General features: G+C 46.2%; 22 protein-coding genes. 6 read left to right on the top strand and 16 right to left on the bottom strand.

The features are described from left to right. Positions 1-7: 7 nt before the first annotated feature. The 6 genes from OH459_RS02750 (at position 8) to sctU (ending at position 5,335) form a co-directional block, all read left to right on the top strand. Positions 8-1,492 carry a type III secretion system needle length determinant gene (locus tag OH459_RS02750; RefSeq protein ID WP_269985330.1) on the top strand — a complete coding sequence of 495 codons (1,485 nt, stop codon included), beginning with the start codon at positions 8-10 and terminating at the stop codon, positions 1,490-1,492. Next, positions 1,489-2,454, top strand: coding sequence for a type III secretion system cytoplasmic ring protein SctQ (gene sctQ, locus OH459_RS02745; protein ID WP_017188264.1), 966 nt, complete (start codon positions 1,489-1,491; stop codon positions 2,452-2,454). The genes OH459_RS02750 and sctQ overlap by 4 nt, the downstream gene beginning before the upstream one ends. Beyond that, the gene (gene vscR, locus OH459_RS02740) at positions 2,451-3,101 is read left to right on the top strand and encodes a SctR family type III secretion system export apparatus subunit VscR (protein WP_005426130.1); all 651 of its coding nucleotides are present in this window, start codon (positions 2,451-2,453) and stop codon (positions 3,099-3,101) included. The genes sctQ and vscR overlap by 4 nt, the downstream gene beginning before the upstream one ends. 13 nt (positions 3,102-3,114) lie before the next feature. Further along, complete coding sequence (gene vscS, locus OH459_RS02735; RefSeq protein WP_005441784.1) at positions 3,115-3,381, top strand: SctS family type III secretion system export apparatus subunit VscS; 267 nt, start codon at positions 3,115-3,117, stop codon at positions 3,379-3,381. Continuing rightward, a complete protein-coding gene (gene sctT / locus OH459_RS02730) occupies positions 3,378-4,160 on the top strand; it encodes a type III secretion system export apparatus subunit SctT (RefSeq protein ID WP_045488063.1) in 783 nt (260 codons plus the stop codon). Before vscS ends, sctT begins: the two co-directional genes overlap by 4 nt. 122 nt (positions 4,161-4,282) lie before the next feature. Then, a complete protein-coding gene (gene sctU / locus OH459_RS02725) occupies positions 4,283-5,335 on the top strand; it encodes a type III secretion system export apparatus subunit SctU (RefSeq protein WP_005450246.1) in 1,053 nt (350 codons plus the stop codon). 165 nt (positions 5,336-5,500) lie between these two features. On the opposite strand, the gene OH459_RS02720 is transcribed toward sctU, so the two are convergent. From OH459_RS02720 to sctC, 16 genes are all read right to left on the bottom strand, one after another. Then, the gene (locus tag OH459_RS02720) at positions 5,501-6,979 is read right to left on the bottom strand and encodes a cation transporter (protein ID WP_009698258.1); all 1,479 of its coding nucleotides are present in this window, start codon (positions 6,977-6,979) and stop codon (positions 5,501-5,503) included. Between the two features lie 11 nt (positions 6,980-6,990). Next, a complete protein-coding gene (locus OH459_RS02715; protein WP_017188265.1) occupies positions 6,991-7,449 on the bottom strand; it encodes a CesT family type III secretion system chaperone in 459 nt (152 codons plus the stop codon). Positions 7,450-7,669: 220 nt separating this feature from the next. After that, a complete protein-coding gene (locus tag OH459_RS02710) occupies positions 7,670-8,647 on the bottom strand; it encodes a hypothetical protein (RefSeq protein WP_009698260.1) in 978 nt (325 codons plus the stop codon). Positions 8,648-8,659: 12 nt separating this feature from the next. Beyond that, on the bottom strand, positions 8,660-9,100 hold the full coding sequence (locus tag OH459_RS02705; RefSeq protein ID WP_005450259.1) for a type III secretion system chaperone: 441 nt from the start codon (positions 9,098-9,100) through the stop codon (positions 8,660-8,662). A 482-nt stretch (positions 9,101-9,582) separates the two neighbouring features. Next, positions 9,583-12,474, bottom strand: coding sequence for an ADP-ribosyltransferase (locus tag OH459_RS02700; RefSeq protein WP_269985315.1), 2,892 nt, complete (start codon positions 12,472-12,474; stop codon positions 9,583-9,585). 3 nt (positions 12,475-12,477) lie between these two features. Continuing rightward, positions 12,478-12,873: a hypothetical protein gene (locus tag OH459_RS02695; RefSeq protein ID WP_269985313.1), complete on the bottom strand. Its 396-nt coding sequence runs from the start codon at positions 12,871-12,873 to the stop codon at positions 12,478-12,480. A 224-nt stretch (positions 12,874-13,097) separates the two neighbouring features. After that, on the bottom strand, positions 13,098-13,733 hold the full coding sequence (locus OH459_RS02690; protein WP_017819085.1) for an HrpE/YscL family type III secretion apparatus protein: 636 nt from the start codon (positions 13,731-13,733) through the stop codon (positions 13,098-13,100). Next, a complete protein-coding gene (gene vscK, locus OH459_RS02685) occupies positions 13,712-14,377 on the bottom strand; it encodes a SctK family type III secretion system sorting platform protein VscK (RefSeq protein WP_009698262.1) in 666 nt (221 codons plus the stop codon). The genes OH459_RS02690 and vscK overlap by 22 nt, the downstream gene beginning before the upstream one ends. Beyond that, a complete protein-coding gene (gene sctJ, locus OH459_RS02680; RefSeq protein WP_005441767.1) occupies positions 14,370-15,113 on the bottom strand; it encodes a type III secretion system inner membrane ring lipoprotein SctJ in 744 nt (247 codons plus the stop codon). Before sctJ ends, vscK begins: the two co-directional genes overlap by 8 nt. 2 nt (positions 15,114-15,115) lie before the next feature. Then, positions 15,116-15,460: a type III secretion system inner rod subunit SctI gene (gene sctI / locus OH459_RS02675; protein WP_005450269.1), complete on the bottom strand. Its 345-nt coding sequence runs from the start codon at positions 15,458-15,460 to the stop codon at positions 15,116-15,118. 8 nt (positions 15,461-15,468) lie between these two features. Continuing rightward, positions 15,469-16,101 carry a YopR family T3SS polymerization control protein gene (locus OH459_RS02670; RefSeq protein WP_009698264.1) on the bottom strand — a complete coding sequence of 211 codons (633 nt, stop codon included), beginning with the start codon at positions 16,099-16,101 and terminating at the stop codon, positions 15,469-15,471. Further along, complete coding sequence (locus tag OH459_RS02665) at positions 16,101-16,457, bottom strand: YscG family type III secretion system chaperone (protein ID WP_005441753.1); 357 nt, start codon at positions 16,455-16,457, stop codon at positions 16,101-16,103. Before OH459_RS02665 ends, OH459_RS02670 begins: the two co-directional genes overlap by 1 nt. A 3-nt stretch (positions 16,458-16,460) precedes the next feature. Further along, a complete protein-coding gene (gene sctF / locus OH459_RS02660) occupies positions 16,461-16,709 on the bottom strand; it encodes a type III secretion system needle filament subunit SctF (protein ID WP_009698265.1) in 249 nt (82 codons plus the stop codon). 15 nt (positions 16,710-16,724) lie between these two features. Beyond that, positions 16,725-16,931, bottom strand: a complete 207-nt coding sequence (locus OH459_RS02655) for an EscE/YscE/SsaE family type III secretion system needle protein co-chaperone (RefSeq protein ID WP_005450274.1) — start codon at positions 16,929-16,931, stop codon at positions 16,725-16,727. Then, positions 16,918-18,219: a type III secretion system inner membrane ring subunit SctD gene (gene sctD, locus OH459_RS02650; protein WP_269985301.1), complete on the bottom strand. Its 1,302-nt coding sequence runs from the start codon at positions 18,217-18,219 to the stop codon at positions 16,918-16,920. Before sctD ends, OH459_RS02655 begins: the two co-directional genes overlap by 14 nt. Before the next feature lie 5 nt (positions 18,220-18,224). After that, a complete protein-coding gene (gene sctC, locus OH459_RS02645) occupies positions 18,225-20,027 on the bottom strand; it encodes a type III secretion system outer membrane ring subunit SctC (RefSeq protein WP_422485278.1) in 1,803 nt (600 codons plus the stop codon). Between the last annotated feature and the right edge of the window lie 41 nt (positions 20,028-20,068).

Here is a 20,068-nt window from a genome sequence, read left to right as displayed (position 1 = left end):
GGTAAAGATGCGAGTCAAACACGATCACCCAAACACAACAGAATTCTCACAACAAGGTCAACAGAGTCCAGCAAGCAACATCTCTGAAGAACTTGAGTCTCGCTTTAACAACGCTCTTAAGCCAATGCCGTCAGAAGCGGAGCATGGTCAAGAGACGACTCGTTTGTACAAAGCGGCATTGAGTTTAGATAAGTTCGAACCCCTGAAGCCTAAAGCTCAGCCTGACCATCTTCAGCAAAAAAAAGCCAAAGACCAAGCTTCTTCTGAAAAAACGGACAAAGCTGGCAGTACAAACGGTGCTGACAGTTCAGACAGTGCGAAACATGCTGCTAAAGCCAATCTTTCTCCGTTAGAAAAAGACTCTACGCTAGGCACAAATCATCAAGCTTCAAAAGACGCTTCGAATAGTGATGTTGTAGAACAGCCAAAGACCGCGACAGAAGCGGAATCAGATATCACAAAACCCGTTAAGCCTAACTCGTTAGTCGAGCAAGCGATTGGGGATAAAGAACGCATAAAGCATGAGAACAGCTTGCACAATACGGGGATAACGGAGCGCCCAAGCAAGGACAAATCTCCTGCCGAAAACAACGATAAAGACGCTGCTCAATCTCTATCTGAAAAAGCGCCTCTGAGTAATATGGCAGGTAAACATGCACAGCAGCAAGAGGAAATCATTGTGAAAAACCAATCCGTCGGTTCCTCAGCAACAAAAGAAAAAACGACTCGTGATAACCAAGCTGATTCAGCAGGTTCAACCGCATCTCTTGATGGTCTGTATCACGATCCTAAAGCCATTATTAGCGGTTTCCAAAAAGACTTGAATAGTCAACCAACGCCAATCCAGCTTGATGGCAAAGCTGCTACCGCCGTGCAAAACGTATTAAATGGTCAGCGACAAAAGCCAGATACGACAACAAAAGACGCAGGCACTTTAAGTAACGCGCAAACTAATGCAGAAGCGAAAGCTGCGTTGTCAGCGTTTGAAGAGAAGCTAAAACACTCGAAGCACATTGATTTACATCATTCGACGCCTGAAGCCGACACCAAATTGTTCTCGGCGTCGAATATAAGCCAGCCGACCACCCAAGGTGATGTGATCCTCAAGAGTATGGAGGCACAAGCACCACAAAGTTCGGCAAGAGATGTGAACGAGCTGATCAGCAAGTTGGTTGACAAGATCTATGTGTCTTTGCCAAGTGCGAACGAGAAGGAAGTCCGACTGCTTCTCAATGAAGGTCAGTTAAAAGGTGGCGAGATCTCGATTAAACATGACAGTTCTGGTTACAGCGTCCTGATCAAGCAAGAGCATGCCCTGTCACTGATCAATCAAAACGCTAAACAAGAATTGGTTGAGCGCTTGCAACGCTTGGGTATCGACCAACCAATTCGAATCTCGGTCAGCGAACAAATGAACCAACAACAAGATCAACAACGCTCGCGACAACAACGCAGTATTTATGATGAATGGAAACCTGAGGACGAACGATGATACTTGATTTTCCCAAGGTCGACGCATCGAGCATCGCACTAAGCAACCAACTGTGTGCGAAGCAATGTCACTTTCAAGATAGCCAGAGCAACAGCCTGTCGGTCACGCTTGGACAAAAGCCTGAATTTTCGGGCTACCGTTTAACGCTACTCATTGGCGGACAAACGATTCAAATCGATTTTTGTGGTGCGCAGCTACAACAGTGGCTACATGGCATGCTTGACTCAACGGCATTTGAATCGCTGCCAAACTCATTGCAAATGGCGCTACTCAGCAGTCAGATTGAGCCCTACACCGATGTCATTAAGCGTCTGTTTGGGCAACTGCCAGTGTTGAGTAAGTTGCAACCTCATGAACAGCAAGCTCAGCAAGAGAATGTGTTGATGCTTACCATCAACCGTGATGACGCCTCTCTTAGCCTATGGGTAAATGAAGGTCGAGATGTGCTGATTGACGCCTTGCCACAAGCACCGTCTTACCTAAGCCAAAACATTGCGCTGCCGTTCTGGCTGAGCTTTGGCAAAACACGTTTAGCACTCGGTCAATTTGAACAATTGGAACTGGGCGATGTGGTGTTCTTCGATGATTGCTACATCGCACAACATCAAGTGCTCTTTCAGGTATCCAATCAAAACCTTTGGCGATGCCAACTCGACGAAACCACACTCCATATCCTAGAAAAAGAAACCAATATGAACGATATCAATAGCTCTGAAGCACTTACCGACCACCAGCAACTACCAATTGAACTCACGTTTGATGTTGGTCAGCAGACCATTACTTTAGAGCAACTTAACGCTCTGCAACCTGGTTTTACCTTTGAACTTAACCAACCAATTTCTAACCCAGTGACAATGCGAGCAAATGGCAAAATCATTGGTGAGTGCGAATTGGTGAACATTAATGAACGCCTAGGTGTGCGTGTACTCGAACTGTTTGGCGGTAGTCAGGAGCCAGCATGATCCAGTTACCTGATGAACTGAACCTCATCGTTACACTCGCCCTACTTGCTTTGATTCCTTTCATTGCAATGATGGCGACTTCTTTCGTTAAGTTGGCGGTGGTGTTTTCCCTATTGCGAAACGCACTGGGTGTACAACAAATACCACCTAACATGGCGCTCTATGGATTGGCGATCATTCTGTCGATCTTCATCATGGCACCAGTGGGTTTTGAAACCTATGACTACGTGACGCAGCATGAAATATCCCTAGAAGATTCCGAGAGTATCGAAGGACTGATTGAGAGCGGATTGCAACCGTATCGTGAGTTTTTGAAGAAGCACATTCGTGAAACCGAATCGGTATTTTTCACCGATGCGGCAAGAACATTGTGGCCACAAAAGTACGTCGATCGTTTGGAATCAGACAGCTTATTGTTGTTGCTCCCCGCCTTTACGGTAAGCGAGTTGACTAGGGCGTTTGAGATTGGTTTCTTGTTGTACCTACCTTTCATCGCAATCGACCTGATCGTGTCCAACATCCTATTGGCAATGGGCATGATGATGGTATCGCCGATGACGATCTCGCTACCGTTCAAACTGCTGCTGTTTGTATTGCTAGACGGTTGGACCAAGCTGACTCATGGCTTAGTGCTCAGTTACGGATAGTAAGGAGAGAAGCATGAATCCGGCTGAAATAATCCACTTTACCACTCAAGCTTTGACGCTTGTTCTGTTCTTGTCGCTGCCACCGATTGTCGTTGCAGCGCTGGTTGGTACTTTGGTCTCGCTCATTCAGGCGTTAACTCAAGTGCAGGAACAGACGTTGGGTTTTGTCGTTAAACTGATCGCCGTCATCATTACCTTGTTCGTCACCACACAGTGGCTAGGCGCAGAACTGCATGCCTTTGCAACATTAGCTTTGGATAAAATCCCGCAAATACGATGAGTTACGATGATTTGCACCAAGCGTTGTTCCTATACAGCTTAACGCTTCCTAGGTTAATGGCTTGCTTTATATTTCTGCCCATCTTAAACAAGCAAACTCTGGGCGGCACCATGGTGAGAAATGGTGTCTTGTGCTCCCTTGCGTTGTTTATTTTTCCGATGATTAACCAGCAGGATTTGCCCACAGAAACGGATGGGATCTGGTTGATGATCATCTTGGGCAAAGAGGTACTGTTAGGTCTGCTGATTGGCTTTGTTGCGGCGATCCCTTTTTGGGCAATCGAGGCGGCAGGCTTTCTCGTGGATAACCAACGAGGCGCAGCAATGGCGAGTATGTTCAACCCAACCCTCGGCTCACAATCGACGCCAACCGCAGTACTGTTGACTCAAACTCTCATCACCTTGTTCTTCTCGGGCGGTGGCTTTGTCGCTTTTATTTACGCGCTATTTAACAGTTATGCTTCTTGGCCCGTCATCAGCTTTTTCCCGTCCGTAACGGAAGAGTGGGTACACTTTTTCTATGCCCAGTTCGAACAATTAATGTGGCTTGGGGTATTGATGTCTGCGCCTTTAGTATTGGCGATGTTCCTCGCCGAATTTGGTCTGGCATTGATCAGCCGTTTTGCACCGCAGCTAAACGTTTTCTTCTTGGCAATGCCAATCAAAAGTGCCATCGCCAGTGTGTTGTTGATTGTGTACCTGGCGTTGATGATGAATCACTTTCAAGCACTTTTCTCTGAAATTGTACTGTTCAGAGAGCAGCTCAATACCATTTGGTGATCGCATAAGAACACAGTGGAGAGAGGCGAATAGGTGACTGTTCACTAGCTTCCGCCTCTCCGATGATTAAAACGCTTTTAGATTGAACTAAATTTAACTACGAAAGATAAACAGGCCCAGTAATGAGCGGAGAAAAAACAGAACTCCCCACCCCGAAAAAACTCCGGGATGCCCGTCAAAAAGGGCAAGTTGCAAAAAGTCAGGAAATCGTTTCATCGGCGTTGATTCTGGCTTTGATCACCGTGCTATTTGCGTTTGCCGATTACTATATGTCGCATATCTCCGCCCTACTTTTATTACCAAGTGAGCTGGCGTATCAGGGCTTTCAAGATGCTCTTCTCGATGTAGCAATCGCCATTGCCAAAGAAATGGTTTATCTGCTCGCACCGATCATCTTAGTCGCCGCTCTCATCGCCATCATGGCGAACATGGGTCAGTTCGGCTTTCTGTTTAGTGGCGAATCTGTCAAACCAGATATCAAGAAGATCAACCCTGTCGAAGGGGCTAAGCGAATTTTCTCGTTAAAGAGCATTATTGAGTTTATTAAGTCGATCCTTAAAGTTTCGCTGCTTTCATGCATTATTTGGGTAACGTTAAAAGGTAACTTAAACACTTTACTGCAAATTCCTACTTGTGGATTAGAGTGTGTGCCGACCATCACTGGCGTGCTAATCAAACAATTAATGATCATTTCGGCAGTTGGTTTTATTGTGATTGCTGCTGCCGACTTTGCTTACCAAAAGTTTGACCACACCAAACAATTGAAGATGACCAAGGATGAAGTGAAGCGCGAATACAAAGAGATGGAAGGCAGTCCAGAAATCAAAAGTAAGCGCCGTCAGTTGCACCAAGAGCTGCAAGCCTCCAACCAAAGAGATAACGTTAAACGCTCAAATGTTTTGGTAACAAACCCAACGCACATTGCCATTGGTTTGTACTACAAGAAAGGCGAAACACCTCTACCTGTAATTACCCTGAAAGAGACCGATGCGATGGCGAAACGCATGATTGCAATAGCCAAAGAAGAAGGGATTCCTGTCATGCAGAAAGTGCCACTCGCACGTGCGTTATATTCGGATGGCCAGCTAAACCAATACATACCTGGCGATCTTATTGAAGCCACCGCAGAGATCTTACGTTGGGTTGCGTCTTTGGAGCAATCTGAAGAGCAATAAGCAGAAGCAAGTTTTGTCTTTACAACAGCAAGCCTTGACCACGGTTGTTTTGACGTTTTTTCATTAGACGGTTTTTCATCAAAAACAAAAGGGAGCATCTGCTCCCTTTTGTGTTTTCTTGTTCGCTAGGATTTCACTGCGGACTTTGGTTTAAAGCCAAATCAGTTAAATCCAACCTTCTGCTAAGTACATCAAACGTAGTTGGCTTGGTGAACCTAGCTTTTCCAGCGCCGAAAGTTGCCCATCATCAAGGTTCGGGCTTTTATCCAAGTACACGCGTCCGTTCGCTGCATCAAGAGGCAGTTTGTAGGTCAAAGTCTTATTGATGTCTTGTGCCTTACCTTGATCAATGGCTCGGACGGCTGGCATCAACCAGTCCCAATCTTCATTGAGCAGTTTCTTAAACGCACCATTCGCCACCGATTCAGTTTGACTTGGAGCATCTTCCACACTCAGTTTAAGCATAGGATCGACATCTGGTACTAAATGCTCGCTAGCATCTGAGCCCAACATCTTCTTGAGCGTCAAACGCGCAGCTTCCATTTCTTGCGCTTCTTTTGGTGCTTGAGGCGATGTCATAGACTTGTCTTCCTTTGGACCTAAGTACGCCATTAAAGCGCGCACTGATGCTGCATCTTGCATGCTGAAAGTAAAGTCACCCTTGCTGTTAGACACTTCAATACGTGGTAACACGCCAGACATCGGCTCTTGACGAAGTTGATCTTGAACTTCGTTGTTCAAGCCGTAAGAGCCAGCTTGACCAGCAACAAAACCAGAGCCACTGATTAAGCCCGATGCTGCCACACTGCCTAGAGCTTCTTTTGCTACAGGAAGTACACCTGCGGTACCTACGGAGGTAACACCAAATGCTCCAAGGCTACCTGTTGCCATACCTAACGTGGCACCAATCGCGCCTTCTGCCGACAGAGTGGCGTGCCCGTGTGCAAGTGCTTGCTGCATTGGCAGTGCCAACCTTTGGTCGCGACCGGGTAACTGGGCAATTTGATCCAATTGGTGGTGGTATGCCTCTGCATCGCCATTGACGGCGGCTTTATGCAATTCACGCCCAGTGGCAACCAACAAGCCAACACCCGGTAGCGCCAAGTTAATCGCTGCGTTGACACCAGTCCCTTTAATCTTCTCTTTCGCCATCTCAAGTAACTCAGCACCAAAGCCATCCATCTTTCCTGGGTATTGGTTTTCGATGCTGACTTGTAAACGTGGGTCTTTGCTGATCGAATCGAACGTGCCTTTTAGATTTTCATAAGCGCTTCCGTCAACCTTTACTTCTTCCAATAGGCTGACGACTTCAAGGATCTTACGCTCAGTCAAAGGCTCGCCGCGATAACCTGATGGGCTAACAAGAGAGAACGCCAATAATGCCGTTTCTGGTTTTTCTTCTTTTAACAGCGCCTGTTTTAAATCTAAGTGAGTCTTAATGTTTTCTTGGAAGTACTTTTGATATTTCGAGCGCAGCACGTTTTCACTCACCGCTGCGAATTTTTGCCCTTTATGGAAGGTCGATGGCTCTTTGACTTCACCGCGCTTACTGATCACACGATCATCTTTTTGTGCCGCGACAGAACGGAATTGATCCAAGCTCGGAACGGGGCTTTGACTGATTTTGCTGGTTGGACTTACCATGGGAGAACTCCTTAAACTCGAAGCGTCTGAACGTGAGATTGTTCTTGATTGATAAATTGGGTTGGGTCTTGGTCTAGCATCGCAAATCGAGCCTGCCAGAGTTGCGTTTGCTCATTGAGGGCATGGAACCAAGTTGATAGGCTCGCTGCGTTTAAATGCTCAATTGGCTTTCGCCCCGCAAGAACCAACTGTCGACCATTGGGTGCAAGTGAAAGCGTTAAGCTCCCATCCGCAATGCCGAAATAATTAGCATGGGCGAGAAGTTCGAGACCTTTCAGTCTCAGTTCACCGCTTTTTTCGAGCCCACCAAAAGCCACCGATAAAATAAGATCGTTTTGTTCTGTCGCACTAAAGTAAATAACGTAACGATCATCAACCAATAACTGGCAACGATTTTCTTCAGAAAAAGAAAGTGGTGGTAGCTCGTTTATTTCGCAAAACTCTTTCAATAGAACTTGTAATGTATTCATCGTTTATTCCTTCTGTTTCACTATTGCTAGTAAACAACGAATGGCATAATTACGATGTCGAAAATGGCTTTTATTTTGTTAGTTTCACGATACTGTCGTGATTTGCGCCACAAAAAATGAGAAATAAACAATGAGTAATTTTGAGTTTAATAAATGAAAAAAGAGCAGCGAAATGCTGCTCTTTTAAGAGATTAAATATTAACAACCGATTATGAAATCTTTAATTTAGCTTATGGCTATCAAAAATAACTTCAGACGGTGGGAACATATTAGAAACAGGTGGATGAGCAATATCACCAAACATTCTTGCGCCAAAAGCTGATGCTGCCCAAGGGTCTACAATCTTCACATCTTTATTCCATGTACTTGGGTCTTTGATATCACTACCATCTTGTCGACCAACCAGAACATACAAGTGCGTTCCTGAGTGTCCTTTCTTGAATGCCACTACTTCAACCTTGGTGTTTTGATCCATTTCACCTTGCATTCCTTGAATCATTTCAGAGGCGGCGGCAAAGGCAAACGTCGTACAGCAACCGGCTTTAGCATCTTGAACAGATTTCGCGATGTTTTGCAGTGTGCCCATTTGAGGGCTATTGCCTCTTTGCGCTGCGACTTGAACCATGTTTGCCGACATGGTTGCTTTTTTATCTTGTTGAACTCTCGCTGGGTTGGCGTAGAACCCCTCTAATCTTGGTTTCGCTTTCGATTGATAGAACTCAGATCGCTTGTCACCGAACGTATTAAGGTCAGTACAGGCAAAATCACCCAGCTTTTGCAGTGCGCCTTGGTGCTTTCTGATCAGGGCATCTGCAGGGTCTGTTTTACCCGTACTGGATGGCTTTGAAGTGCTTGAAACACTCGGCCAGTTCTCTCGTGGTCCTGTCGATAGTCGCTCTAAATCTTTAAGGTTTCCAAGAGTCAGCTTATTCTCACCATTAAGTACGTTTTGCATCATGGCTTTTGCGACGTCTTTCGGCAGACCTTGCTTAACCAATAAACCCACTACAATCGCTTTCGCTTTGTTTTGGTGATTGATACGAGCGCTTACACTTGTGTTTTTCGGCGCACCTTCTTTAACAAAGATATCCTTGCCACCATGAGCTCGGACTTCTTTGTCGTCTGATTGATTTTGCGTAGATAGGTGTGCAGTCAGCTCGCTGAGCGAGTGCATATGTGATGTATTGATATTTACCATGACCATAACCTTTTAAACAGAGATGAAAGAGTGCAGCTTTTCGTGTTGTTCAGCCGACTGATGCTGAGTCGTTAGATATTGATTCCACAACTGGCAAAGCTCCATAAGCTGAGTAATCATGGTCGAAACTCGACTCACTTCTGACGTCATTGGCATGCTTACTTGCATGTGTACTTCTTGGTTTTCTGGGTTTATGCAGAACTGCACGCCACCTGATTCGCGGTATAAGAAGTTATATTCTAAAAGTGTCTGCAGTTTTTTAAGCTCAAATGCTTCTTCACCTTGGCAAACCTTGATTGAAAATAACAGTTCTTCTCTCTCATCCAAGCTTTGAACTTCAACTTCTTTGCCTGCAGACATATATACAGCCCACATTTGATTATCATATGCCGTCACTCGATCAATATCGAGCGTGTTACCAAGTTCAATTAGTAAGGTATTCACCTTATCCATACTCACCTACTATCCTGATATTTAATATTGATGTATTAATTTAACAACCAGATATAAAATCTCGAATTTAAAATACATCTATCACATCATTTTTGTTTTATTTTTTATTACTATGGTTAACTTTATTAAACTAACCATTACTGCAAAAACCAAATTAAGTATTCTTGAGCAAACGTTCCGCTCTTATGAGGCAATAGTAAAGCCTTTAAAGATGAACAGATTGTCAGTTGATGGGAGTATTGTGCTCAATAACAGCGACAAAATATGCCAGATATGGTCGGCTTTTTTTCGTTTTAAGCCGTTTATAGAAAGGTATACCCAAGAAACCTCAAGGCGCTAGGTTCAGCGAGAATGACTTGGGTATATGGTGAGAATCAAAGAATCTCACCATATACCCAGCTTTACTCTTTCAATCTCAAGCAAGTTACAGCTGCTGAGATACTTCAAGTTGAATGGATTTCGTTAATTAGATGAGGACTTAGCTAAACAAAGCCACCAGAATACATCGGTTTAAAGGCTTCTGTTGCCGCTTTATCCGCATTCGCCACACTGACGTTTGGTGCACTGGATTCTCTGCTCAAAACCACAACTTTGGTTTGCTCTTCCATGTTCGAGCTATTTTTCTTGATATGATCAATCAAGTCAGCAAGCTCCGCCTCTCCTTTTGGATCGCTTTTACCACTCAAACCCGCTTTTTCCATCTCTGGCGTCGTCACACGTATGGTCACATGAGGTTGGCGGCGACCCATCGCAACTTCTGCATCGTGGATTCGCTTTTTCATCATAGTATTGGCTGAAGACGGGTAACCTTTCTCGAGATGTAAGGTGTAGCTTTGTTCAACAGTAAAAGACGTCCCCGCAGGAACCAAAATTTCTCTCTCACCTTCAGCTTTGCTGATAGGTTCAATATTCATCCCGATGTCTGGCGTAGGGTTGATGACTAAAAGCGCACCTTTCGCCATGTAACTTTGTGCCACGTCTGGAGCACGCGTTGTACTCATAAATCCAGGAAACTGAAAACCGGTTCCTTTCTCTAACGCCGCATCGGCGACACTAGTGTGACAACCATGCCAGACTTTACCGGAGTATCGCTCAAACATTGGAGAGTCTAGCGCAGCCTGCAACATATCCACGGTCTGACGATACTCTTTCTTCGCCTGCGCTCGCTCAGCAGAACTGGTGTATTGGTTACGTTTTAGGAACGATTGAAGACGAATCTCCATTTCACTCTCGTTCTTTGGCGGAGCAAAGTCGCCGTAGCCTGGGTTGATAATATTCGCGCCATTCCCTGTGTAGAATCGAGTCGTCGCCAGCAGCATCACGTTAATCAACGTCGCTTGGTTATTCGCATCATCACCAATGGCTTCTAATACCGCTTGTTGGCGTTCAGCTGGCGTTGCTTTGCTACTCGCGACATCTTGCAAAAAGGCCAACGCATCTTGGTGATCAGGTTTGTTTTTTAGCACCAACTGAGCATCAAGCATGTTTGACTTATCTACCGTACGAAAAGTATCCCACACGTCATTACGGTCGCCGTAACGAAAAACATTACTCAGCGCTCCTTCCTGTGAAGATTCCGCCAACAAAGACGCAGCATTGCTGAGAAGCTGTTGGTATTGCGCAGGAGACTGACGCTCTAACCAATTGCCTAACGCTTCCGCTTTAACACCGTCAATGAATGGCTGTCCTGACGGTGTTCGCTCAGGCAATTCCGGCATGGTTCTCTGCTCGGTATTGTATAACTTCAAGTCGTTCATATTTTGCGCAGCGTAGAGAATTTTCTCAGAAGCCAGACCAAAGGTATCGTCCGCCTCTTGATGACTCTGAGCAGCCTGCGCCAGAGCATCAAGATATTCACTCCCAGCATATTGTGATGGGTAGCCTTTCCCTTGAGTCACAGAATGGTCGAACTCCTCAACACTCATTTTCACCGGTTCAATCGCAGGTAAATGAATTTCTTGCCCATTTAGCGTGATTGTCTTGGCTTCCATTCCGGGTAAGTCGATGTCTTGGCTCACTAGACCCTCGTAAGCACCAAGCCAATTGCCCGTCTCGCGCGCTTGCCACGCCATCATGCCATCACTGTCTACCGTCGCAGCGCCGTGGTCGTTGTGCTCCATCGCATAAGCATCCAGTGCTCCCATGATCTCTGTAAAACTGTGATCACGTGGCTGAATCATCCACCCCAATAGCAAGGCTCGAAATGCTTGCGCTTCAGAAGCGGGTATTTTGAGAAGGCGTGCCACTTCGTACATAAAAGAGGTGGTACTAGATGGTCCAGCAAACATAGGTAATTTCTTATCCATGTTCTGTTGGCGCCAGTTGACTGAAGTTGGCTCATCCTGACCAATCGTGGTTAAGGTTTTATCATTGATAACGAAACCACCATAGCCGGACTCATGCTCTGAACGCTCTTTTAAAGCAACGGCGTCGTTGTGATAAGCCGCAGGCTTCATGGCCTCCTGCATTCCTTGAAACTTGAATCCGGTCCCTTTATGAGGGTCGCCGTTTTGACGACTGCCGATAAAGTCATTGCCGGTTTTGTTGCCAAGCGCTTCACTTGTATTCCAATCGGCATACTTAAGCCATGCCCAACCATGGGGTTGGGTTGTGGTCGGAGTCGAGATCTCGGGCTTTGCCCCTGCACCGTGTGAGTGAAAAATGTTCAGCCTTTGATTCGCTTCCTTGGCATTCAGCAATGGCTGATTCACGGCATCGCCCATCATCTTAAGTCGCGAAGGATCACGAAATACCCTCAAATGACTATAAGCTAATGTAGTCAGTACCCGAGCATTGGCTTTAGGGTCATTGAGTACGCTGTTGAGCTGCTCTGCCCACTTAGCGTCGTCGTCACTCCAGCCGTCCAGAAAACCGATACCTGCGTCTTCATTTGTCTTTGCTACTGGCACTGAAGGATCTTTCGCTTGAGCGATCGCTACATTTTCTAGGATTCGACGCAAAAACGATTGAGACATGTACTCAACTGCAGGGTTCTGCAGCAGGTCATTGCCCAAATGGTTAAACTCAAATGCTTGGTTGGCTTCTGCAATCTTCTCCACCGACTGAGCAACTATCTGGTTTTTCACCGCATCAGAGGTTGTTGGAAACTGCGCATTCACCTTATCTCGGACCAAATTTTCAATGCTGCCTTCATACTGTGCAGCACGCATGATGGCATGGTTAAACTCCTCCACAGCCTGACGCAATGGCGGCATTGAGACAGGTTGCGTGTTCAGCGGCGGCTGATTACCAACTAGGGAAACGGAGACCGATGGGGTCTGACTTAAAGAGGTATTAACCGCTCTTGGTGTCTGTTGCGAGGACAGTAAAGCCGCGGTGCTTGTCGCCCCGTCTGTGCGAATCGTCGTTTGCATCGATCACCCCGCAATGGATTCAGTGATCGCATCAAACAAGGCACTGCGTAAACTGAGCGCATTTTGCCAAAAGACATTGAGGTCACTATTCACCACGGAGTCATCCGGCAGTGAAAAATTGAGTACAACAGTAGCGTTGTCTGCCGCTAACGAGAACGACGCAATGCCGACGACATCAGGGTGAGAATTAAGCGCCAACAGTTTGGAAGGCGATATGCCCCCTTCTGGCTGTTTGGCTGGTGACAAAGGGAACATGACCACCATGCGATTTTCATAATTGAAAATCGTGGCGTAATGCATACCATCTTCGCCAACCAAGTTACATTGACCATTCAAAAGCCGCCATTGCCCGCCAGATACGTCGGATAGCCAGTTGTTTATGATTTCTTCTTTGTTCATTGCGAGGACCCCTTTTCGTATTGAATAATCAAAACGATAAGCGCAAGGGCATTCGCCATATATCACTTTTGGTCAGAAGTTTTTAGGGCGGCTTTTATCAGTTAGCGCTCGCCGCTTTCATTTGCATGCTAGTGAGAGAAAGTTGATGCTGAATCTAGAAATAGCCAGCCACTGAAAACAAAAAAGCCCAGCATCGCTGAGCTTTCAAGTTTCAAAGATAGGCGTTATGAGAGTACCTGTTGGCGCTCGCTGAACTGCTTGGTAATCGCTTGTTTGAGCGCTTGCAACTGTCCGTCGATACTGGCATCAATGATGCCGACTTCCGTTTCCAAGATACATCCGCCATTTTTGAGTCGCGCATCGGCGATCACTTCAACATAACCAACTTCAGGGAAGTCACTGAGTATTGAAGAAACCTTTTCTCGAACCTCAGTCACTTGCTCTGGATGCACATGCAAGATCACTTGTTTTTGGTTGCTAACCAGTTGAAGCGCTTCTCTTACGACACTTGCAGTTGTATCCACATCATCAAAGCTGCTGATGATCTTTCTGACTGCATCCAGTACTACACCTGTCATTTTCTGTTCGACCTGCAAGTAGTATTCATTACATCTTGCTAGCGTCGCCATCATGGTTTCCGCGTTCTCGATCTTCGCTTGATCGATACCATCTTGATAACCACGTTGTCTTTCTAACTCATAGGCTTCGTCGGCTTTAGCAACAATGCTCTCGGCTTTGGAATGTGCTGCTTCAACCAAATGTTGCGAATCTAAGTAACTCACATAATCTTTTGCTTTGAGAATTTTTAGACCCGGAGCCAACTGTAAGTTGTCGGTTTTTATTTCAACAAATGAAACCATTGAGGAATTACCTGTTTTGCGATTTTCTTTATAAGTCGATAAGCAAGATCTCGATGCGTTTCATCCAACCAATCTGCATTGAGTGTCGTTTGAGTGAGTGAACGTTCGAGTTTGAACTGCCATCTTTGCACGAGCTCAGAGGGCGATTTTGCCAATAGGAATCTTATCCATAGATAGCCGAGCTCACGGGCAGTCTTTTCAAAGCTGGCTTCATCTAAAGTCGGCGGCAGCGATTTTTGCCAACCGCTTGGCCAGTTTGAAATCATCATTGGTCCTTGCTGAATCAGAAAGCGGGTTTCATCGACACCAAAAACATGATTGAGACACTGTTTAGGCTGTTTCAATACAACTTGGCGCATCGATTCGCAATACATTGCTCCGCCAATCATCAACAACAATCTGTTGGTCGCTTCGGCTGGCAACAGTGCCAAACTGTTAAATGGATGATTAAAGACATGGTCAGTAATCGACGATAGCTGCCACTCTTCAATGCACCACTGATTGATTGTCGCTTGCTCCCTCCAGCCTTGGAGTCGTAACAACCAAGGCTGTTTTTCGCTTACCCAGCTCTCATCAATATAGCTGCAAGGACAATAGTTAAACTGATGCTGAATCTGAGAAACCGGCGTATCAGAATTAACCACGTTTTGCATTCCTGCGGCACCATGCAAACGTCGCCGCGTTAGAACCAATGACGAGTAGCACTAAGAATACGAGGATTGCAATCAAATGGCTTGCCGTGTCTTTGGTTACTTGAATCGACAAAATACTTTCAAATTGGTTGCCCTGAGCCGTCACTCGAACTTCTGAAGATGGCACCATAACCACGCTAATACGATCATAATTCAGCCCTTCGATACTGTTGTTCACTAACAGCTTGATTTGAGGGACGTAAGAATCCAGAGCGACATCCGCTGCGTGTTTGATAAACACAGATGCCGATGCTGGCGTCGGACGCTCACCTGGACGAAGGTTTTGATCTTCAAGTACAACGTGAACGCGAGCCACTAGCACACCATCAATCTGTGACAAGGTTGAAGACAGCTCTTGCGATTTCGCGTAGATAAGTCTCGCTCTTTCAGCAAGCGGAGACGAGATCAGGTCGTCTTTCGGGAACACTTCTTTCAGTGTTGAAAATTGCTCTCTCGGATAACCTTTACGTTTCAGTGCATCAACCGCAAACGCAATCTGGGCGTTATCGACCATCAATTTAACGGTGTTGTCTTTATCTGGCTCTTTCGTTGCCACTACGCCCTCAGAAAGCAGAATAGACAGCATTTCATTGCCTTCTTTCTGGCTTACTCCAGTGTATAGCTCCGTCTGACAACCGACTAAAAATAAAACGAGTAACATGCACGCGGCACGCATTGTCTTCATCATGACTATTGGGCCTTCAACAGTGTTTCTACGTTCTGTGTCGTTTTACCTACCGTCTTAGCAATCAGCTCTTCTTGAAAGGTAATTCGAGTCAACGCCCACTGCATCTGCAAAAGTTGAGCGGGATCGTCACCGACCATTTTCATGCTGTCGGTTAAACTGGTTTTTGCATTGTCGATGGTATTTTTCAGTTCGCTGATGTTTTCTAACAAGCCACCTTCTAAACCGTGGTTTCCCTCCGGCGCTAGCATCGCTTGCTCGAAACGCTCACTAAGCCCCTCTTCAGCTTGTGCGTCTTGCACTTGCTCGAGGTTGGTTTGCATTACTTCTGTGTACTGCGTATTGATCATATCCATTCCTATGAGAGGTCTAGTTTGTGGCTGTAAGTCAACATGTTCTTGACCATGGCATTCTTTTGTATAACAAAGCTCAGCTCTTTTCGGACCATGTCCAACACTGGGGCTTGATCGGGGATGTCTTTCAACTCTGCCCAACTGTGCCAAAGCGCTTGTTCTTTTTGCGCGCCAAGCGGGAAATGCTCAGAAAGCAACGCTTTCAACTCTTGGCGGTCTTTAGGGGGTTCCGCTAATAAGCGCCCCGAAAAACTGCCCAACAACTCTTGCTCTAATGATGCCAACAATTCTGGTGACGCTTTATCGGTGCCCTTTGCACTTCTCTCCTGACTAAAGGCGTACCATAACGCTTCTTTCTTCTCGCTAGGCGAGGAAAACGCACCTTCAAGCGTACTGTTGAGCGTAGTAGCACTGAAATTTCCAGTACGTTTTAGCGTCTCGTACCATTCCTTTATCGCCGTTGTTTTGGCTTCGGCTTGTGTGACGCTGTCCGTGCTCTTTTGCGTCGACGATGTGCTCTTATCTGATGAGCTATCACTCATTAAACGGCTCATCTTGTTCGCATCATGTGCATCAACTCTAGAAGGTTGCTGCACATGACCGAGCGTGTAGTTGAATGCGTTGTTTTCAACCTTCATTAAAGGTTCCTGATGTCCTTAGAGAAACTCATGGCAAAGGCTTGGTTTTCTTCACTGCCTTTTGATGCCATATCTAGCCAAGACTCCGCTTTGCTTGATAGCCCAGCTTTTCCTGCTGCTAACGCTGCCAGACTGATTAAGTCTGGGTACGTCATACAAAGCGGTTCAAGTAGACGATGAGCGTCTTCGTACAAGCCACGATTCATCAAACTCATTGAACGAATCATAGCGACGACTTCTTCTGCACCACCTTGTGACTCAAGGCATTCCGCGATGGTATTTGCCTCTTCATGACGATGCAGACCGGTTGCCATCAACGCTGTTTCAGCCAGCAGCAAACGCATGTCTTTATCCATAACTTACACCTTCTGCAGAATCGACTGCATCACGTCTTTGATTGCACGAGTTGTGGTCGCGTTGATGTTGTAAACCACAGACCATTTGTTGATTGTGTGCTGCAGCTCTGCAAGCTTCGACGGATCGTCTGCGTTCGTTTCTAGGTTTTTGATTGCCGTGTTTACGTCTTCGTTCGCTTTTTGAGCTTGTGCTTCTAGTTTCGCCTTAACGTCGTCGAGATAAACACTTTTACTCGAATCATAAAATGACATAGGTATCGCCTCTTTTTATTTATTGTCTTTGAAAGTTTCAATTACAGTTAAGGCTGCTTGATACGCCTCATGCTGTTTGAGTAGCAATTGATATTCTTGTGGTGAACAACCAAGATCGAGCTGACGCTTTACTGCTGACTGCGCTTGCTTGAACTTGAGGATGATCGCCTCTTTTTCTTGCTGTCCTGAATCGCCTTGTAATAACTGCTCAAGATTTGTCATTGGTATTTTCACCTTCGTACCCTAGATCAATAGTGATCACTCGCCCGCCTTTTACGAGTTCAATCCCTGCAGGAGTAACGCTAGAAATGCGATATCCTTGAGGAGTGCGGGCACCTACCATGTAACGAACATTGTCTGTGAGGATGACGTAAGGGACTCGACCAAAGTTCACGCTACGAAACGGAAAATCGATGTTGGTTCCTTTGCTTACCTTAGGAATGGACTTCAAAACCAAATAAGGTTTCTCGCCATACTGCTCACGGAAATCTCTCGTTACGCCATAAAATCGAGTGGTCTCAATGTCATCAAGCTCACCACGAACTTCGATGCGGTCACCGCTAGTCACAAGTTGAACTTTTTTCAAGAGCTCCGCTTTTTCTAACAGTTCTTTAAGCGTATCCATGTACGCACCCGCTCTTTGCAGCTCGACCTTCCAAGCAACAAGTCCAGGGACATCGCGTTCTAATATCTGCTCAACTTGGCTCCAACGACTTGCGTCATCGATATAGCCCGTTAGCAGCAGCGTGCCTGTCTCATCACCATTTTCGACTTTGACTTGGTGATAACCGAGGTTGCGCAAGATAAAGCGCACACCACGGCGTATCTCTTCCATCGTTCTCAGGTCACTTTTGTAGTTGATACCCAAGGCATCAATCCGACCAAGTAGTTGGAGTTTCTGTGTTCTGTCTTCGACGTAACCTTCAAGTACCGCCTGTCGAGCACTTGCGTTCCATTCAACACGAACATCGTCAAGTTTGAGCTCGCTAAGAATGTTGCGCACCAAGACAATCGGTTCTGCTGCGGTGATGGCGTCTTTGTCATTGGCATGAATTTGACTGTACCAAACGCCTGCAAATATCACGCTTGGAATCAAGCTACACATCAATCCAATGAGCAGTGTTCTCTTCCAACCTGACGATGGTTTATGGCTGACGGGGGCAGCTTGCTTGTCTGATGCATCGCTTGCCACATCGATAACCAAATCGTCTTCTAGATAACCGACTGCAAAGGTTAAACGACCCGCAGAGACCAGCGCGTTTCGCGCCAGCTCAATGCCACCAGCATCCACGGTGACACTCTCATTGTTGATGGAGACCTCTTCACAATCGCGCAATAAAACTGTTTCGCCATCGCAAACCAAAACAAGGTGACTTGCTTTGATGCCAGAGTCGGTTAACACCAAATCTGCAGTAAAATCATCACTACCTAATACCAATGAATCATTGGGTAAGGTGACTTCCACTCCGGAATGGACACCGGAGAGGATACGAATTTTCCATTGCTGCATTGAGGCTACTGCTCCTCTAATGGTCGAACGCAATGATTCTCTGAGCCATTACACTCTTTAATTTGTACTCGCCATCCTTTTTGTCCCGTAGGAAGCTCGCATTCTGCTAGCAACGATGACTTTCCTTGTGACAACAAATCTTGCTGGTAACGCTCGGCTTGCACTTGAGTCGTACAGCTGTACAAGGCAAGCGCTGATTTAAGGTCTGCACTGTTGTTTGAAATGTTGTTTAACGTGCCAATCTTTGGTCTTAAATCATATTCATTGCCGATGAGAACGTTGTCGCCAATACCATCCACAACGATTCTTGGCTCGATAATGAACATACGTACCGTTCTTCTTGTGGTGTTTTCCGTACTTCTAAACAAAGCACCAAGATATGGAATGTCTCCTAGCAAAGGGACTTTTCGCAGCTTGTTGCTGATTTCGTCACGGTATACACCACCGATGAGCAGGCTTTGTCCCTGTTTCACTGTCGCCAGTGTGCTGATTTCTGTCTTGCGAATTGAAGGCACACCGTCGATGTCACCATCAGAGATTTGCGCACCATCTTCTAAGTGCAGACTCAGGTTGATTTCTGGTCTTTCCACAAATCGATCGCCGACGATACGAGGCACGATTTTCAATAACGTACCGTACGTCACTTGCTCTAATGCTGCCGTCTCTTTACCGATCAACTTGACGTAAAAGGTGCTGCTGTTATTGAGTACGGCTTCCACGTTTTCTTGTGTTAGCAAGGTTGGTCTTGAAACCACCTGCGCGCTGCCTCTAGATTCAAGCAAACGGATTTGAGCCAATAGGTAATTCAAGTTCGTTGCGTCAAGCAAAGACTTAAAGGTTTGTCCGCTGCCAAGCTCGACATCGCCATCACCGACATCACCCGTTGTTTTGAGATCCAGAATGCTGTTGTTACCAACCGCAACGCCAGCTCGCCAGTCAACACCAAGCTGACTCAAATCGTTCGCGCTGATATCAACAATTGAAAGCGCCACTTCGATTCTTGACTGCGGCTGATCCAACTGAGCAATCAACTTACGATACAACGGCAATCGAGCTTGCGTATCGCGCACAATGATCGCATTTAACCCTGGCTCAGCTTCTACCGATGCGCCGCTATGGACAGAAGCTTTTTTAGTCACTGTCGCAGACTTACTCGCTCCGGCTTCGTCGCTCTCATTCGCCACCTTAACTTGAGTTTGAACACCGGATAGAACTCGGCTCAATACCGAAGCAATACCTGGCACCGTCACCCCTTGGTCACGATAAGTGATCTCTCTATCCGTCGCAGAGGCGTACTTCAACGGAATAATGTCAACAAACAATTCATCCGTAGAGTTGGATTTTTGTACCAGTCGGCTTTCCAGCGCTTCTGCCGTTTGCACAACCAGATCGACGTACCTCGGAGGACCAGCCAAGTAAACCAGACCTTTATTTTCTGCTGCGCGCCAACCGTAACGAGAATCCCAGATCCCGGTTGAAATCAGCGTGCTACGCAGTTCACGAGCCGTTAGCAATTCTAGCTGTAGCAATCGCGAACGAGTTTCCGTCGCTTTGTATACATGAAGTACCGCGCCATCGAAGTACCACATCAAGTTGTAAACTTGCGCCAGATAGTCGAGAAACTCGGCTGGGTCTTCTGGTGTAAATCGACCACTGACACGGTCATTTACTTTGTCGCTCACCGATACAGAAACGCGGTAGTTTGCGCCAAAGTTGTTCAGTAATTCTTTTAGCGAATCATTGTCCGCGTAGTAACGAAACGGTTGATCAGACCAATTAAGCTCAGAAGCATGAGAAGGAAGTGCCATCACCAAGCTTGAAGCACACACCGCTGATAACACGAGTCTGC

Origin of the sequence: Vibrio sp. MM46, assembly GCF_027587135.1 — a bacterium.
Classification (GTDB): Bacteria; Pseudomonadota; Gammaproteobacteria; order Enterobacterales; family Vibrionaceae; genus Vibrio; species Vibrio harveyi.
This window is presented reverse-complemented; position numbering and strand designations above follow the sequence as displayed.